Origin of the sequence: Euzebya sp., assembly GCF_964222135.1 — a bacterium.
Classification (GTDB): Bacteria; Actinomycetota; Nitriliruptoria; order Euzebyales; family Euzebyaceae; genus Euzebya.
Genome location: NZ_CAXQBR010000051.1, coordinates 34,179 through 50,495 on the forward strand (window position 1 = coordinate 34,179; position 16,317 = coordinate 50,495).

At 71.3% G+C, this 16,317-nt stretch carries 18 protein-coding genes; 9 read left to right on the top strand and 9 right to left on the bottom strand.

Annotated elements, in window-relative coordinates; all coding sequences use genetic code 11:
• Positions 1 to 131: 131 nt before the first annotated feature.
• Both ACEQ2X_RS11775 and ACEQ2X_RS11780 read right to left on the bottom strand, forming a co-directional pair.
• Entirely contained in the window at positions 132 to 1,757 is a 1,626-nt protein-coding gene (locus ACEQ2X_RS11775) for an ABC transporter permease (protein WP_370326007.1), read from the bottom strand.
• On the bottom strand, positions 1,754 to 2,686 hold the full coding sequence (locus ACEQ2X_RS11780) for an ATP-binding cassette domain-containing protein (protein WP_370326008.1): 933 nt from the start codon (positions 2,684 to 2,686) through the stop codon (positions 1,754 to 1,756). The genes ACEQ2X_RS11775 and ACEQ2X_RS11780 overlap by 4 nt, the downstream gene beginning before the upstream one ends.
• Positions 2,687 to 2,751: 65 nt before the next feature.
• On the opposite strand from ACEQ2X_RS11780, the gene ACEQ2X_RS11785 reads away from it, so the two are divergent.
• Positions 2,752 to 3,321 carry a TetR/AcrR family transcriptional regulator gene (locus ACEQ2X_RS11785; protein WP_370326009.1) on the top strand — a complete coding sequence of 190 codons (570 nt, stop codon included), beginning with the start codon at positions 2,752 to 2,754 and terminating at the stop codon, positions 3,319 to 3,321.
• 6 nt (positions 3,322 to 3,327) lie between these two features.
• Here the strand turns inward: ACEQ2X_RS11785 and ACEQ2X_RS11790 are convergent, their stop codons facing one another.
• Genes ACEQ2X_RS11790 through ACEQ2X_RS11810 form a run of 5 tightly spaced genes read right to left on the bottom strand, consistent with a single transcriptional unit; the run spans position 3,328 to position 6,465 of the window.
• Positions 3,328 to 3,927, bottom strand: coding sequence for a hypothetical protein (locus ACEQ2X_RS11790; protein ID WP_370326010.1), 600 nt, complete (start codon positions 3,925 to 3,927; stop codon positions 3,328 to 3,330).
• Positions 3,924 to 4,256: a PEP-utilizing enzyme gene (locus ACEQ2X_RS11795; protein ID WP_370326011.1), complete on the bottom strand. Its 333-nt coding sequence runs from the start codon at positions 4,254 to 4,256 to the stop codon at positions 3,924 to 3,926. The genes ACEQ2X_RS11790 and ACEQ2X_RS11795 overlap by 4 nt, the downstream gene beginning before the upstream one ends.
• Positions 4,253 to 4,642 carry a hypothetical protein gene (locus ACEQ2X_RS11800; RefSeq protein WP_370326012.1) on the bottom strand — a complete coding sequence of 130 codons (390 nt, stop codon included), beginning with the start codon at positions 4,640 to 4,642 and terminating at the stop codon, positions 4,253 to 4,255. Before ACEQ2X_RS11800 ends, ACEQ2X_RS11795 begins: the two co-directional genes overlap by 4 nt.
• A 31-nt stretch (positions 4,643 to 4,673) precedes the next feature.
• Positions 4,674 to 5,777, bottom strand: a complete 1,104-nt coding sequence (locus ACEQ2X_RS11805; protein WP_370326013.1) for a sensor histidine kinase — start codon at positions 5,775 to 5,777, stop codon at positions 4,674 to 4,676.
• On the bottom strand, positions 5,770 to 6,465 hold the full coding sequence (locus ACEQ2X_RS11810) for a response regulator transcription factor (RefSeq protein ID WP_370326014.1): 696 nt from the start codon (positions 6,463 to 6,465) through the stop codon (positions 5,770 to 5,772). The genes ACEQ2X_RS11805 and ACEQ2X_RS11810 overlap by 8 nt, the downstream gene beginning before the upstream one ends.
• Positions 6,466 to 6,552: 87 nt before the next feature.
• Here ACEQ2X_RS11810 and ACEQ2X_RS11815 point away from each other — a divergent pair, with 87 nt between their 5' ends.
• Entirely contained in the window at positions 6,553 to 7,212 is a 660-nt protein-coding gene (locus ACEQ2X_RS11815) for a M15 family metallopeptidase (RefSeq protein ID WP_370326015.1), read from the top strand.
• Positions 7,213 to 7,297: 85 nt separating this feature from the next.
• On the opposite strand, the gene ACEQ2X_RS11820 is transcribed toward ACEQ2X_RS11815, so the two are convergent.
• Together ACEQ2X_RS11820 and ACEQ2X_RS11825 are read right to left on the bottom strand one after the other, a co-directional pair.
• The gene (locus ACEQ2X_RS11820; RefSeq protein ID WP_370326016.1) at positions 7,298 to 7,675 is read right to left on the bottom strand and encodes a type II toxin-antitoxin system death-on-curing family toxin; all 378 of its coding nucleotides are present in this window, start codon (positions 7,673 to 7,675) and stop codon (positions 7,298 to 7,300) included.
• Positions 7,672 to 7,869: a ribbon-helix-helix protein, CopG family gene (locus tag ACEQ2X_RS11825; protein ID WP_370326061.1), complete on the bottom strand. Its 198-nt coding sequence runs from the start codon at positions 7,867 to 7,869 to the stop codon at positions 7,672 to 7,674. The genes ACEQ2X_RS11820 and ACEQ2X_RS11825 overlap by 4 nt, the downstream gene beginning before the upstream one ends.
• Positions 7,870 to 8,416: 547 nt before the next feature.
• Between ACEQ2X_RS11825 and mobF the strand changes: the two genes are divergently transcribed.
• From mobF to ACEQ2X_RS11860, 7 genes are all read left to right on the top strand, one after another.
• On the top strand, positions 8,417 to 11,119 hold the full coding sequence (gene mobF / locus ACEQ2X_RS11830) for a MobF family relaxase (RefSeq protein WP_370326017.1): 2,703 nt from the start codon (positions 8,417 to 8,419) through the stop codon (positions 11,117 to 11,119).
• A gap of 212 nt (positions 11,120 to 11,331) precedes the next feature.
• Complete coding sequence (locus tag ACEQ2X_RS11835; protein ID WP_370326018.1) at positions 11,332 to 12,123, top strand: TIGR04255 family protein; 792 nt, start codon at positions 11,332 to 11,334, stop codon at positions 12,121 to 12,123.
• Between the two features lie 197 nt (positions 12,124 to 12,320).
• Entirely contained in the window at positions 12,321 to 12,857 is a 537-nt protein-coding gene (locus ACEQ2X_RS11840; RefSeq protein WP_370326019.1) for a hypothetical protein, read from the top strand.
• 3 nt (positions 12,858 to 12,860) lie between these two features.
• Positions 12,861 to 13,766, top strand: coding sequence for a hypothetical protein (locus ACEQ2X_RS11845; RefSeq protein ID WP_370326020.1), 906 nt, complete (start codon positions 12,861 to 12,863; stop codon positions 13,764 to 13,766).
• 374 nt (positions 13,767 to 14,140) lie between these two features.
• On the top strand, positions 14,141 to 14,848 hold the full coding sequence (locus ACEQ2X_RS11850) for a GntR family transcriptional regulator (RefSeq protein WP_370326021.1): 708 nt from the start codon (positions 14,141 to 14,143) through the stop codon (positions 14,846 to 14,848).
• Positions 14,849 to 14,908: 60 nt separating this feature from the next.
• On the top strand, positions 14,909 to 15,100 hold the full coding sequence (locus ACEQ2X_RS11855; protein WP_370326022.1) for a helix-turn-helix transcriptional regulator: 192 nt from the start codon (positions 14,909 to 14,911) through the stop codon (positions 15,098 to 15,100).
• A 3-nt stretch (positions 15,101 to 15,103) separates the two neighbouring features.
• Positions 15,104 to 16,309, top strand: a complete 1,206-nt coding sequence (locus ACEQ2X_RS11860) for a tyrosine-type recombinase/integrase (RefSeq protein WP_370326023.1) — start codon at positions 15,104 to 15,106, stop codon at positions 16,307 to 16,309.
• Positions 16,310 to 16,317 lie beyond the last annotated feature (8 nt).

Here is a 16,317-nt window from a genome sequence, read left to right on the forward strand (position 1 = left end):
CGCGACGCGGAGATCCGTCTTGGTGACCAGGTGTCACCCCATGGACGGCGGCCGGTGCGTCGGCCTACGGTGGGCCCGTCGCCCTCGCCGTCCGTCCCCCCCTGGGCGGCGGGGGCGACTCTCCCCCGACCTCAGCCCGCCCGGCGGTCCCGCCGCGCGAACCGCCACGCGCTCACCGCCGTCAGACCGACGCCGAGCGCGGCGAGCAGGGCCGCGGCGGTGGGGGCCCCGTCCGCGGCGGGCACGAGGCCCACGTGGGCGCGCACCGACAGGTCCCGCGCCCAGGGCGGCAGGTCCAGCGCATCGCCGAGGAACGCCACCGCGGTGGCCCAGCCGACGACGACCCAGCCGACGGGCAGCGACCGGGCGCCGGCCGTCGCGCCGACCGCGGACAGGCCCACGACGGCGGCGAGGGCCGGCAGGTACCACAGCGCCGCGGACAGGGCGGTCCCGACCGATGCCACGTCGCCGTCGGACACCCACGCGCCGACGCCGAGACCCGCACCGCCGCTGAGGAGTGCCACCAGCGCGATGCCCGTCGGCAGGCTGGCCAGGACCGCCCACCAGCGCATCCGGGTCGTCGCGGTGGCGAGCACCAGCCCGGTTCGGCCGGCGCCCTCCTCCTGGACCAGACGGCCGATCGACTGCGCCGCGGCCGCGGCCGCGAGCAGCGCGACCAGCACCAGCCCGAAGCCCATCAGGTTGTCCGTCGCCGCCCCGCCGATCACCTCGGCGAGCGCCGGGTTCGACTCGGTCAGCACCCGCACCTCCCGTGCCAGCAGGCCGAACGCCGACCCGGCCACGGTCGCGCCCACCACCCACGCGATCGCGGCGGTCCGCAGCAGCCGCCAGGCCAGCCCGCGGACGGTGCGGACGTCCCCGCGGGCTGGACCGCGTCGCTCGGCCACGACCCCGGCGCCGAGGTCGCGGCGGCCCCGGACCCAGATCGCCGCGCCCAGCGCCACGGCCGTCGTCGCGAGGAGCGCCGCGAACGGCCACGCCGCCGGATCCCCGAAGGGCCGGATCGCCGACATCCACCCCATCGGCGTCGCCCACAACCCCTCGACGACGTCGTCCGGCAGCAGGGTGACGTCGACGGCGGCGCGCGCGACGAAGGTGGCCGAGACGACGGTCACCCCGATGAGGTAGGCGCTCCGCGCGGTCTGGGCGAGCTCGGCGGCGACCAGCCCGACGGCCGCGAAGACCAGGGTGAGGCCCAGCACCCCCGCGCTGTAGAGCGCGGCCCCCTCCACCGCCACGCCGGCCGCGGCCATGCCGGCCCAGGTGAGGGCACCGGCGAGCGCCAGGGCGAGCCCGACCACGACCGCTCCCGACAGCAGGGGCGCCATCCTCCCCACCCTTGCGGCGGTCACCAGCTCGGCGAGGCCCGCCTCCTCCGGCCGGCGGGTGTGGGCGATGGCCAGGTGCACGGCGATCATCGGGATGAGCAGCAGCGCGAAGAAGCCGCCTTCGAACGCCGCGATGCCACCGATCGTCCCGAGGTCCAGGGGCGCGCCGTTGAAGGCCACGGTGGCCGGGGAGTCCCCGACCGTCGCGGCGTACACCGCCCGGTCCTCGGCCTCGGCGTACAGCCCGCCCACCCCGGCCGCGGTCCCGCCCAGCGCGACCGCGATCGCCACCGGCCAGCCGAGGAGGCCGCGCCAGGACGTCCGCAGGTGCAGGCGGACCATGGCCGCCGTGCCGCTCGACGGGCCGCCGCGGCGCTCCGCGTCCGGGCGGAGCGCGACCGCGCTCATCGCCTGACCCCCTCGGCGGCCTGGCTGTAGTGCTGCAGGAAGAGCTCGTCGAGGCTCGGGGGCTCCACGACGAGGTGCGTGGGCGCCGCGCCGCCGATGACCGACACGGCGCCGGCGAGCGAGGCGCCCCCGACCCGTGCGACCGTGCGGACCCCGTCCGCGCCCGGTGTGGACTCGAGCACCTCGACGCCGTCGACCTCCGCGAGCCCGGGCATCGGTTCCGGCGTGATCACCGTCACGGTGGTGCCGGCGTCCTGGGCCAGCTCGGCCAGCGTGCCGGTCCGGACCGCCCGGCCGTCGCGCAGGATGGTCACCCGGTCGCAGAGCGCCTCGACCTCGCCGAGGATGTGGCTGGACAGCAGCACGGTCCGGCCCTCGGCGACCGCCTCGCGGATGCACTGCTGGAACACCGACTCCATCAGCGGGTCCAGGCCGGCCGTGGGCTCGTCGAGGACCAGCAGCTCGGCATCGGTGGCGAGCGCCGCCACCAGCGCGACCTTCTGCCGGTTGCCCTTCGAGTACGTGCGCGTCCGGCGGGTCGGGTCCAGGCGGAACCGGTCGACCAGCTCGTCGCGGCGGTCGCGGTCCTGGCTGCCCTGCAACGAGCCCAGCAGGTCGATGCACTCACCGCCGGTCAACGAGGGCCAGAGGGCGACGTCGCCGGGGACGTAGGCCAGGCGCCCGTGGATGGTGACCGCGTCGGTCCACGGGTCGAGCCCGAAGACCTGCGCACGTCCACGGTCGAGACGGAGGTGGCCCAGGATCGCCCGGATGGTCGTGGACTTGCCGGCGCCGTTGGGGCCGAGGAACCCGTGGACCTCGCCGTGGCGCACCTCGAGGTCGAGGCCGTCGAGCGCGGTCACGTCGCCGAAGCGCTTGACGAGCCCCTCCGCGCGGATGGGTAGGGTGTCTGGCAGTCGCTGCCTCATGGCAGTGACTGTATCGAGTTCTGGCAGTGACTGCCAGGACCTTACGCGTCGATGGGACGGATGGGATGGCAGGGCTGCGCGCGCAGAAGAAGGCCGCCACGATGCGGCACGTCCAGGGCGTCGCCATGGACCTCTTCGACGCGCACGGCTTCGACGCGGTCACGATCGAGCAGGTCGCCGCCGCGGCGGAGGTCTCGCCCCGGACCGTCTACCGGTACTTCGGGACCAAGGAGGGGCTGGTCCTCAGCGACGAGCAGGACGAGCACCTCCTCGAGGCCGTCGTGGCGCGCCTGGACCGCACGGAGCTGCGCGAGGCGTTCCTCGACGCCGTGCGCGAGTCGGGCCCCGAGCTCCTCGAGGCCGACCTCGACCTCGCTCGACGGCGGGTGCGCCTGATGGTGGAGGTGCCCGCGGTCCGCGCAGCGGGGCTGCTGGTCATGGACCAGCTGGTCCAGCACGTCTGGGATGCGCTCCCGGACGCCGCTCGCCGGGACCCCATCGTCGACCGGGCGCGGGTCGCCGCCGTCCTGTGGCCCGTCTTCACCGGTCTCGAGACCTGGTACCTGGAGGGGTCGGACGAGCCGCTCGACCGGTTGCTGGTGCGGATACTCGAAGACGCGGCCCCCCGCGGCTGACCGTGGTCAGCGCGTCAGCCCGAGGGTCGCGATCAGGTCCTCGTGCAGCTGGAACCAGACCAGGTGGCAGGAGTCCCGATCGGTGGCCGTGATCCAGGCAGGATCGTCGGCGGCGCGCCGGAGCGCGTCGGCGAAGCGGCGGTGGTAGCCGGCGAACCGCAGCAGGTGCGAGGTGAGCCGCCGCTCGAGCTCCGCCAACGCCTCAGCGGCCCGGGTCAGCGTCGCCACGGTCGCCTCGATGGGGGGCGAGGTGGCGCCGATCCCCAGCTCGGCGAGCTGCCAGGCGGTGCACGCCCGGCTCACCTCGGCGTTGAGGGGCAGGAAGTCCCGGTGGACGTCCTCGACGACGTCGCGGGCGTCGACGGCGTCGAGCTCCGCGGCCAGCATCCGCTCGCCGTGCCGCCGCCCCTCCTCGGTCAGCGACCAGCCGTCGCTGCCCGCGAACGCCGAGCGGGCGACGTGTCCCGCCGCCTGGTCGTCGAGCAGGTGGCCCAGAACCTGCTCCTCGGGGAGGTCGACCTGCGCGGCGATGCGATCCGCTCCGGCGAACCCGAGCGTCCGCACGGCGTGCAGGACCCGGAGCGCGGGAGGGGTGGGGGCCGTCACCGGCGTGGGCCCTGGTCGGCGGTGACCGTCCCGAGGCTGCCGTCGACGACGACGCGCTGGTCGTCCGCCAGCACCGCCATGGCGTCGGCAACCCCGGTGACGGCGGGGACGCCGAGCTCGCGGGCCACGATCGCGGCGTGGGAGAGGATCCCTCCCCGCTCGGTCACGACGGCCACGGCGCGGGTCAGCAACGGCGTCCACGCCGGTGACGTCGTCGCGCAGACGAGCACGTCGCCGCGTCGGAAGGTGCCGAAGTCGTCCAGGTCGCGGATGACCCGGACCGGTCCGCTGCCGATGCCGGGGCTCGCGGGCGTGCCGCGGAGGATCACGGCGCCGGCTCGACCGGGGACCCGCCGAGCCGCCCGCTGACGCGTGCCATCCGCTGCTGGGCCGCCTGGGGGGAGTCGAGGCCCAGCGACTCGGCGATCTGCCGCCACGTCATCGCCGCACCCCGCGCCGCGAAGAGCAGGGCGGCTTCCACCTGGTCGAGCTCCGCGCGAGCCGGGCCGAGGAGCGCCAGCCCTGCGGCGACGACGTCTGCGGGCACGTCGGGGTCGCGGGACCGCCAGGCGGCGAGTCGCACGAGGTCCCCGTCGGGGACGGGTTGCCCGGGGTGCTGCCACGGCCGCGGCGGGAGCTCGGCCGGTCCCCCCGCTCGGAGGACATCTCGCGCGACGTCCAGTGCCGCTGCCACCGCATCGTCGTCCGCTCCCATCGGGGAAGTGGACCCCATCAACGGGCAGTTGTCAACGTTCTGTTGAAGATAGGTCGAAGGTGACCTCGGGGAGGGCCACCGTGACGGTCAACCCGCCCGCGGGGCCCGGGCAGAGGGTGAGCCGGCCCTCGTGCGCCCGCGCGATGCGGTCGACGATGGCGAGGCCCAGGCCGACGCCGGCGTGACCGTGACGGGCGCGTCCGCCGCCGCGCTGGAACGGCTCGGTGAGCGTGGGTACCACGTGCGGCAGGACCCGCTCGCCGGTGTTCTCCACGCGCAGGGTCGCGGTGCCGTCGCCGGTGGCGGTGGTGACCTGCACGGTGCCGCCGTCGGGCAGGTTGTGCACGACGGCGTTGTGCAGGAGGTTCGTGGTCATCTGCAGGAGCAGCGCCCGCGATCCCGCCGCGTGCGCCACCTCCCCGACGGTCTCGATGGTGACGCCGTGGGACTCCGCGAGCGGGAGGAGCGCCTCGGTCGCCTCCTCCGCGACCAGGGACAGGTCGACGACCTCGCGGGCGACGGGTCCGCGGTCGGCGCGGCTGAGCGCGAGCAGGGCCTCCGTGAGGTCGATCGCCCGGTCGTTGACGACCCGGAGGCGCGCCAGCAGCTCCCCGGTGTCGTGGTCCGGGTCCTGGATGGCGACGTCGAGCAGGGTCTGGGTGACCGCCAGGGGCGTCCGCAGCTCGTGGGAGGCGTTGGCGGCGAACCGCTGCTGCTCCGCGACGTGGGCCTCGAGGCGGGACAGCATCGCGTCGAAGGCGTCGGCCAGCTCGCGGAACTCGTCCTGGCCGCCCTCCAGGTGGATCCGGTGCGACAGCGAGCCGCCCGCGGCCCGCCGCGTGGCGCTCGTGATGCGCGTCAGCGGCGCGAGCACCTGCCCGGCGAGGAACCAGCCGCCGACCAGTCCCACGACGAGCAGCAGCACCAGCGCCTGCGCCGCCCGGGGGGCGAAGGCCTCCAACAGGTCCGACCGGGTCGGGCTGTACGGGCCGGGACCCCGCGTGGCCTGGTCGGGGACGTAGCGGAGCAGGAACACCCACACCGTCGCGAGCAGCGCCGCCCCGGTCAGCACGACGACGCCGGCGTAGCTGAGGGTCAGCTTGAGGCGGACGCTGAGCCCGGGCGGCCTATCCACGGCCCCGATCCTCCCCCTCCCCGTGGGGGTCGGCGTCGATGCGGTACCCCACGCCGGGGACCGTGGCGATCAGCCAGGGTTCGCCGAGCCGCTTGCGGAGGGCTGAGATCGTGATGCGCACGGCGTTGGTGAACGGGTCGGCGTGCGCGTCCCACGCCCGCTCGAGGAGCTCCTCGGCGCTGATGACCCCGCCCTCGGCGGCGACGAGGACCTCGAGCACGGCGAACTGCTTGCGGGTCAGCGCCACGTAGCGGCCGTCGCGGTAGACCTCGCGGCGGAACGGGTCCAGGCGGAGCCCCGCGATCTCGCGCACGGGCGGGCGGGGCTGGGCGCGCCGGCGGTCGAGGGCGCGGAGCCGGAGCACGAGCTCGCGCAGCTCGAAGGGCTTGGTGAGGTAGTCGTCGGCGCCGAGCTCGAACCCCGACGCCTTGTCGTCGAGCCGGTCGGCCGCCGTGAGCATCAGGATCGGCATGCCGCTGCCGGACGCGACGATGTGGGCGGCGACCTCGTCACCGGAGGGGCCGGGGATGTCGCGGTCGAGGACGGCGATGTCGTAGGCGTGCACGTCGAGCAGCGCCAGAGCGGTGTCGCCGTCGGCGGCGATGTCCGCCGCGATGGCCTCGAGCCGCAGGCCGTCGCGGATCGCCTCGGCCATGTAGGGCTCGTCCTCGACGACCAGCACGCGCATGGCCCCGAGGCTACGAGCGCGCGCGTATCGCGGGCGTATGGAGAAGCCCAGACGGGCTCGCAACACCGGGTTCCCTCCACTGGGCCCATGCACCGGATCGCACCCGCACCTGCCCGCACCGAGCGGATCTCCCGGACCCTCGCCCTCCTCGTCGTCAGCGCCGGCCTCGTCGTGGCCCTCGGCGCGCTCGTCGTCGCGACGGCATGGACGGGGACGACCGCATCGGGGATGCCCGCGTTGGCCGGTGGCCCGTCGGCTGGACCCGCGTCGCCCGGATGGTCGGACGGGGTCGTCGACCGCGCCGACGGCGTGCTGCCGGACGGCGTCACGGCGTTCGACGAGGACCTCCCGGGCGTGGCGGGCCTCGACCCCGCGCTGCTCGCGGCGTTGCGCGATGCCACGGTCGCCGCCGCCGAGGACGGCATCGCCATCGTCGTCAACAGCGGCTGGCGGTCGGCGGAGCACCAGGACCAGCTGCTCGCCGAGGCGGTCGCCGAGCACGGCTCGCTGGAGGAGGCGGCCCGCTGGGTGGCCACCTCGACGACCTCCCCCCACGTGTCGGGCGATGCCGTCGACATCGGGCCGTTCGACGCGATGGACTGGGTGGCCCGCCACGGCGCGGCGCACGGGCTGTGCCGGATCTACGCCAACGAGCCGTGGCACGTCGAGCTGCGCCCCGACGCCGTCGAGCGCGGTTGCCCCCCGCCGTACCCCGATCCCACGCACGATCCGCGGATGCAGGGCTGATCAGGGCACGCAGCCCACCGGATCGATCACCAGCGCTCGAAAGGGGGCGACGCACCAGAACCTCCTGAGCCGGAGCTGCAGGCGATCAGTCGTGCTCGCGCGTCGACGTGGCGAGTCGGTGCGCAATGGTCGGGGTGTCATCCACGTCGCCACGTGCGACGGCCATGACGAGCTCGTAGGCCTCGTCGTTGGTGGAGGTCAGTCGGTACCCGTTCATGCCGTAGAAGGCGATGACCGCCGCCAGACCGAGTCGCTTGTTGCCGTCGACGAGGGCGTGGTTGCGAACGATCGAGTGGAGCAGCGCTGCTGCTTTGTCGTGGACGGAGGGGTAGGCGTCCTCACCGAATGCCGTGGCGTCTGGCCGGGCGGTGGCCGCTTCGAGCAGTCCGACGTCGCGGACCTCCAACGCGTGGAGCACGCGTCGGGCGATGTGGAACAGGTCGTCGACGTCGAGGTAGATCATTCGTCGAGACGGCGTAGCGCCTCGGCGTAGCGGGGCAGCTCCTCGTCGAGCACTTCGTCCAGGAGCTCGCGGCGGCTGGTGCGCTCGATGTAGGTGCGGACCGCTTCTCGGGCGACCTCTTGCATCGATCGTCCCTCGCGGGCGGCGCGGCGCCGCAGGGCTTCGGTCTCGGCCGCGTCCAGCCGCAGGGTCATCGCCATGGCCGCGACGATACCACTTGTGATACCGGCGGCCGCGACGTGGCGGCGCACCCCCGAGATGGGCCGGGACGATCTGACGCGTCCCACCGGCGCGTCCGGACCCTCACCGACCCCGTCCCGACCTCGACGAACGGGATCCAAGTGCACGCTGACCTGCAGGCATCTGGCGGAGACGGTGGGATCGAACCCACGGGACCGTTGCCGGCCCGACGGTTTTCAAGGCCAATACCGTCGTCCCAGGGGATGCCATCGCGTGCCATGCGGTGCCACCAAAACGGTGTCTGACCTGCGATTTCGCCGAAGAGCCGTCTCGGGGCTGCTGGACGTTTCGCGGCCGCACGCGTACCGCATGCGTACCACGGACCGGGCCTGGAGCGACCCACCCGCGACCCTTCCAGCCGCGCCGCCGGTCCAGCCCTCGACGGTCCCGCAGCTGCAGCGCCACCGCCACATGGCGTGAGAGGGACGACCATCGCATCGTCTTGACCGTCCCCAGAGCCGACGCTTCCTCTCGTCTCCGCCGCTGCTGCCGCTCGAGGAGATGGCTTCACAGACTGGCAAGCGTTTGCGCGGGGGCGGTGGCGCCGTGTTGAACATCGGCAAGCTCGCCGCCGACGGCGGATCCTACTACCTGTCGGTGGTGGCCTCGGGGGTGGAGGACGACTACCTCGGCGCCGGGGAGGCGCCGGGTCGCTGGGTCGGCGCCGCCGCGGCGGAGTTGGGGCTCGAGGGGTTGGTGGATGCCGCGGACCTGGAGGCGGTGCTGGCCGGCAGGCACCCGGCGACGGGGGCGGCGCTGCGGACGATGGGGCGCAAGGCGACCGTGCCCGGCTTCGACCTGACGTTCCGGGCACCGAAGAGCGTCGCGCTGGTGTGGGGGCTGGGCGAGCGGGAGGTCAGCGACGTGGTCCGCGCCGCGCACGACGCGGCGGTGGCCGATGCGCTGGGCTACCTGGAACGCCATGCCCTCCGGACCCGCGTCGGTGCCGACCGGACGCTCACGCCGGTGACCGGGGCGGTCGCGGCGGTGTTCCGCCACCGCACCTCACGCGCTGGCGACCCGCTGCTGCACAGCCACTGCCTGGTCGCCAACCTCGCCCACACCCCCGACGGGCGGTGGCGGACGATCGACAGCCGGTCGGTGTACCGGCACGCCAAGACCGCCGGGTACCTCTACCAGGCGTCGCTGCGGCATCGGCTGACCACCGAGCTCGGCGTGGCCTGGCAGCCGGTCGTCAACGGGGTCGCCGACGTCGCGGGGATCCCCCGAGCGGTCGTCGAGCACTTCTCCCAGCGGCGCGCGCAGATCCTGCGGCACCTCTCCGCGAGCGGCCACACCTCGGCCAAGGCCGCCCAGACCGTGACGCTCGCGACCCGGCGGGCCAAGGACGGCCCGGTGGACGGCGCGACGCTGCAGCAGCGGTGGCGGCGCCGGTCGGTCGCCGTGGGGTTCGGCCCGGCGGATCTCACCGCCCTGTTGCACGTCGAGGTCCGCCGCGGCCTCGACGATATCGACGTGGACGGCGTCGTCGCCGCCCTCGGCGCGGCCGACGGGCTGACCGCCCACCAGTCGACCTTCACCCGCCGAGACGTCCTGCAGGCGTGGTGCGACCGCCTGCCCCGCGGCGCGTCGGTGGCCGACATCGAGCAGCTCGCCGACGCGACGCTGGACCACGCCCCTGGGACGGTCCTGCGCCTCGGCAGCCCGCCCACCACATCGGTCAGTGGCGTCCACCAGGTCCTCACCGCCCTCGCCGGTCACGTCGGGTTCGGCGTCGCCTCCGCGCCGGGGCTGTGCGGCCAGCTGGAGACGATCCTGGCCGACAGCCCGCTCACGCCCGCCCAGCTCGCTGACCGGCTCCTGGCCGAGCCTCTGAGCGGTGTCCGCGACCCCGCCGCCGTCCTGGCATGGCGGATCCGGCGGGTCGCCGGCGAGCTCGGCATCGTCCTTCCCTCCGGACCGGCGCCGCGACAGGGCCGGCTCCCCGCCGACCCGACCGAGGCGCGGTACTCCACTCCCGCCCTGGTTGCGATTGAGCGTCAGGCACTGGGCCACGTCGCGGCAGCGAGGGCCATCGGGACGTCAGCAGAGACCACCGAGGCGGTCCTCGCCGACTGGTCGCTGTCGACCGAGCAGCAGGCCATGGTCCGTCGGCTCTTGACCAGCCGCGACGGCGTTCTCGTCGTCGTCGGGCGCGCGGGGAGCGGCAAGACCACCGCACTCGCCGCCGCCGTGCAGGGCTGGACCCACGAGGGCCACACCGTCACCGGCACCGCCCTCGCCGCACGGGCGACCAAGGAGCTCAGCGACCGCACCCAGGTCCCCGCCACCACCCTCGACCGGCTGCTCGGCGACCTGGCCACCCGCCCGCTCGACCACGCCGACGTGATCATCGTCGACGAGGCCGGCATGGTCGGCACCCGCAAGCTGGCCGCGCTCATCGCCGCCACCACCACCGCCGGGGCCAAGCTGGTCCTGGTCGGCGACCACCGCCAGCTGCCCGAGATCGACGCCGGCGGGCTGTTCCGCGCCCTCGCCGAAACCACCGACAGCATCCACCTCACCAGCAACCGCCGCCAGCACGACCCCGCCGAGCGCGACGCGGTCGACGCGATCCGGAACGGAGACCTCGCCGCAGTCCCATGGTTCCTCGCCGACGGGCGCAGCCACATCGCGGCGGACCTCGACGCCGCGGCAGTCGCGGCGGTGGAGGGGTGGTGGCGTGACCGCGACGCCGGCCGGTCGAGCCTGCTGCTGGCCGCCACCATCGAGCAGGTCGCCGCGCTCAACCAGGCCGCCCGCGCCCACCTGGACGCCGGCGGTCGGCTGTTCGGAGCGGAGGTGGCGTTCGGTGCCACGGGCTATCGGGTCGGGGACGAGGTGGTGTGCCGCCGCAACGACGTCGAGCTGGGGTTGCTCAACGGCACCACCGGCGTCGTGCCCCTCGACACCACCGCGGGGCTGTTCATCACCGACAGCGACGGCACCGGACGCTGGCTGCCCGCCGCCTACGTCACCGACCACGTCGAGCACGGGTACGCCACGACCGTCCACCGCGCGCAGGGCCCGCACCGTGGACACCACCCACGTCCTGGTCCACGACGCCACGTACCGCGAGCTGGCCTACGTCATGTTGAGCCGCCATCGCGACCGCAGCCATGTGTACGCCGTGGCAGACCCTGGCCCCGTCCCCCACTGTGCCACAGCCTACCTCGAACGGGCGCTGGAGCGCTCCCACGCTGATCAACTCGCCCTGGTCTCGATGTCCCACGATCAACTGCGTTGTGAGTCCGGGACCACGCTCGGCGGCCGGCATGCCCCGGCTCCTTGACTAGTCTGCTCCCATCCTGCCCGCATACACACGCCACCTGACCCCCGCCCACCCAAGATTCGGCCTCGGCGACGGTTAAGTTGTGCCACACTTGGGCCAGACCGCCAAGAGGAGGAGGGTTTGCTTGACCGTACGACCGCTTGATCTAGGCCCGCCCGAGAGCATCCACCTTGAGGAGTCGCCGCTCACGCTCGTCGTCGCGCAGATCCGGCATGAGCATCTGGCTGCCGCCCTCGACAGCCGACGCGTCATTGACATCCATGAGTACGTCGCGGACTTTCTCGGAGAACTAAAGGAGGTCGAGGAGCACTCACTGCAGGTCTCCCCGCAAATAGGTCGTGGCGTCGCCATGTCCGCCGGCGCCCCCACTAGGAGTTGGCAGATCCGTGGCAAAGACTCATGGGTCGCGACTCTCTCACCGGAGGCCTTCTCCCTCGAGACACGGGCATACCAGTCGTGGACGCACTTCAGGGGGCGGCTGGAACAACTCTGCGCAGGCGTCATGAAGATTCTGTCGCCGCAGGTCCTCTCGCGAGTGGGATTGCGCTATATTGACGAGATTGCGGTCGAGGAAGTGGAGGCGCCCGGCGATTGGGTCGGACGTATAGACTCGGCCTATCTAGGGCCCGTCAGGCATCCAGAAGTAGGTGCCTCCGTGATGAAGTCCGAGCAGATCATCGAGTTCCTCGCTCCAAACGATGTGAGGGTTCGGCTTCGACACGGAAGCCTCTTGGCCGAGGACGAGACGCCTGTGTACCTACTAGATCATGATGTCTTCGCCCAACCAGGTTCTCGCCTCACCATGGTCGATCTATTTGAACGACTTGATAGCATGCACAGTATTGCGGTGGCGCTCTTCCACCAAAGTCTCGACCGCGATTTCCTCGTCAGCCTGCGAGGGGGGGACGCCCCGTGAAGGTGATGCGTCGTCCACGTACTCGGACGCATCCGAGGCTAACACGTAGCACTTCCTTCAGCTCTGCTCTGAGGCTTCTTCGTGATACTGATCTGCTAATTGATCGCATTGATCGAACACTTCACCACGAAGAAATTGGCAATTTCAACTACTTACTTCAAGAAACAGCACTTGTGCCTACGGGGTCCGGTGTTGACATGAGGCCTGAGACCGACACGGACATCGCGTCGGTCACCCTTCCATGGCAATCGAACCTCGCACGCTGGCTTCCGACGCGAGGAGAAATGCACCGGCCCACGCCCGGTGGCCGGGCAGCAACGGCCGTCGCCGCGTTTGACGAGGTCAAGCGCGGGCTAGGACTTAATGTCCGTGACACAGCGCGCATCGTCGACCTTTCGCACAATACAGTTCAGGCTTGGCGCAAGCACGAGCGGGAGCCCTATCCAGCAACCGTGCGGAGACTGCTAGAAGTGAAGAATTTGGTTGCAGCGCTCAACGCGAAGGGATGGACTCCAGATGACTGGACCAAGAACGCTCCAGGCTCAGATGACAGCTACTTATCAATCCTGGAACGTGAAGACGGCCCAGAGGAAGTGGGTCGTTTAACGCACTGGATTCTTTTCGAGTCCCGCTACAGACCGTCGTCGCTCGTCGAGGACGAGTATGACGAAGTGGATGACGCTACATCGTACATTCCAAACGCGATAGCGGCGGGCAATCGGCGGAGGAATTGAGGGTTGATAGACGAGCAGATCCCGAATGGTCGCGAGGAGTGGCCACCTGAACTCCTAGAGCATCTGAAGACCTTTCGGCAGGGCGACGTTGTCGAAAGTCCGCCGTTTGCCTATTGGGGCCTGCCACATCACGGCGTCCTTGATCTAACGAAGTCATTCGAGGGCGAGGGAGAAATTGTTGCTGCTGAGCGTCCGCCCTATGGGCTCATCCTTACCCAAACATGCGATCTAGTCGAGGAAGATGCGAGACGGCCGCGTTACCCATATGTCCACCTCTGCCCGGTCGTCAACGGCGACGAAGAGGTGAATGGAGAACCACGTATTCCTGCGGGCCGGCGAGGGAACATCGAACGGGGCCGCGTCAAGTACCAAATTCTTCTTCCCGACCTGCCTGGCGGTTGGTGGGTGGCAGATTCTCGACTGATCATTGCGTGTGAGAAGGGCTGGCTTGTCGAGAGGCAACCAATCCGGGCCTTCAATGATGAGTCCCAACGCTGGTCGGTTGGGCCTTGGGTCGGTAGGTCCTTCTATCAGCCGGCCTTCGCCGGCAAGTTTGTGCAAGGAGTGCAGATTCCGCTAATCCAGAGCTTGCTGGATGTGAAGAAGCACGAACCAGAGATTTTCGCCGCCATCGACGGCTGCGTCGAGGAGTTCTGTCTCGCCGGTGCCGACCATGACGACCTTGATGATGCAGCCGTAGTTGTACTGCTTAGAACCCGGAACGAAGAGGCGATAAGTTGGCTACAGGACACTTGGGTGCAGTGGAACGACTCGGCCGCAGCTTGCGAAATTAACTTATTGCCACTTCGGTTTGAGGAGTTGGACGACATCTCACTCAAGGAGTACCGAAGTCTAACGACCATACCGCTTAGGGAGGCAACCCCCTTTCCGGATGCATACGAGCTATAGTCTAAGGGAGCCGGCCCTTTCGAAACGCCTGATGGATCGATCGCTTGACGTTGATGACCGTTTCGGCTTGTGCTGTGGTCAGTTGGCTATGATTGTCACTCCCTCAAGGTCAGCCTTGCGGACGTTTTCATATCTCAATCGCGCCTAGCGATTGGATCTCAAGCTCTTCGAATGGCTTCGTGCAAGCGGTGGTGCAACTCGTATAGGTCTCTGCGCGGCTAACTGGTGTGTCGATGAGGGGCGGTTGTCGCTGCCGCCCGCGCCTTCGGCGCGGTTGCCGCGTTGGCTCTGGGTCCGGTCGGCGCGTGCCTGCTTGGGGCTGAGAGCGGTGCCAGTAGCCTGCGGGCGAGGACGTGATCGGCGAGCGGTAGGACGTGGAACAGTCGCAGGCGCGCAAGGTCGCGGGGTCATCAGCGTACGGCCAGCTCGCAGACCTCTTGCGGGACAAGATCGTCGCGGGCCAGCTGACCGCCGGGGCGAAGCTGCCGAGCGAGCGTGAGCTCTGCGCGGAACACGGGTTGGCGCGGGGCACCGTGCGGCAGGCGCTGAACCACCTCCGCGAGGAAGGGCTCGTGGTCATCCAGCACGGTCGAGGGGCGTTCGTCCGTGCGACTCCCAAGCAGATCCCCGTGCCCGTGGACGGCCCGTCCGGCCCGCCCGCGGTCATTGTGGCTGCGATCACGGACGCCGGTCTGCCCGCCACCGCACGTCCGATGGGACTCGGCCCAGAGGCCTTCGACGACACCGTGCGCACCGGCGTCATCGTGTTCGCGGACGCCGAACCGGTCGCGACGTGGCAGGCGGCCATCCGCACACCCGGCCCGGCCCGTCACGACCCCGAGCGGGGCATCCACGCGGCGTTCCCACCCTCCCCACCCGGTCCGCGCACCACGACGCGGGCCCGACTCGTCACCCGCGACGAGCAGCGGCTTTTTCGCCTCCCCGCGACCACGACCGTGCTCGAGGTGGAGACCACGTACGACAGCGCCGGCACCGCCGTCCAGCACACCGCGGTGTACCTCGCCGACCGGATCGCCCTCACCACCGGCCCCACCAAAGCGTCCGACGACGCATCTGCTTGACCCCCGTCATCCACAGTGCTCAACTGGTCTGTACCAGTACGGATGAGGAGTGGGGGCATCATGGGTGCCGAGGACCGTGACCGCCTGCTGACCGCGGCCGAGCTCGCGGACTACCTGGCCGTCCCGCTCCGGACCATCTACGCCTGGCGGTACCAGGGCGACGGGCCGGTGGGGCTGCGGATCGGCCGGCATCTGCGGTTCCGCTGGGTCGACGTCCAGGCCTGGCTCGAGGAGTGCGCCACCCGGAGGTAGCCAGTGGGGTTCATCGACAAGCAGGTGCGCACCGGCGACGGCGGCGCCACCACGGTGCGCTGGCGCGCCCGCTACCGAGACCCGGCCGGGCGTGAGCGGTCCAAGACCTTCAAGCGCAAGCTCGACGCCGAACGCCACCTCGTCAGCGTCGAGGCCCGCATGCTGCAGGGGGAGTGGACCGACCCCGAGCGCGGCCGCACCACGGTCGCGGAGTGGGCACCGAAGTGGCTCGACTCCAAGCGTGCCCTCAAGCCCAAGACCCGCTACACCTACGAGTCGCTGCTCCGGAAGGTCACCGCCCACCTCGGCGGGTACCCGCTCGCCAAGCTCGACCGCCTCGCCGTCGAGACCTTCGTGTCCCAGCTCGAGGCCGAGGGGCTGTCCGCGTCACGGGTGCGGCAGTGCCACATGATGCTCGGCGCGATGCTGGACGCCGCGGTGGCCAGCCGGATCCTCACCCACAACGTCGCCCGCGGCGTCGAGCTGCCCCGCCTGCGCCCCGCTCGCCGGCGGTTCCTGGACCAGGACCAGGTCCGTCGCCTCGCCGACGCGGTCGGCCCGGACGTGCGGCCCCTCATCCTCACCCTCGCCTACGGCGGCCTCCGCTGGGGCGAGGCCCTCGCGGTGCGGCGGCGCGGCTGCGACCTCGACCGGCGCCGGCTCCACATCACCGAGTCCGTCGTCGAGATCGGCAGCCGCCAGGTGTGGGGGCCGCCCAAGACCCATCGGGTCCGCAGCGTCCAGCTGCCCGCCTTCGTCTGCGACGAGCTCCAAGCGGTGCTCGCCGACCTCGACGACGACGCCGAGACTCTCATCTTCACCACCCCCTACGGGGCGACGTGGTCGGCCACGGACTTCCGCGACCGGGTGTGGAAGCCAGCCCTGGCCGCTGCGGGCCTGGACGACACCCTCACGGTCCACGAGTTGCGGCACACCGCCGCGTCGCTGCTCATCGCCGCCGGCGCCGGCCCCAAGTCGATCCAGGCCCAGCTCGGCCACTCGACCATCACCACGACCTTCGACGTCTACGGCCACCTCTTCGACGGGCACCTCGACACGGTCATGGACGACCTCGACCGGGCGTGGCGGTGCACCCCCGAGACGGGGCGGGACGATGCTGACGCGTACCGGATGCGTACCGCCGGCGCCCTCGACCCCTCACCGGCCCCCGTTTCCGACCGCGACGGAAGGACCAAAAGTGCGCGCTGACCTGCGGG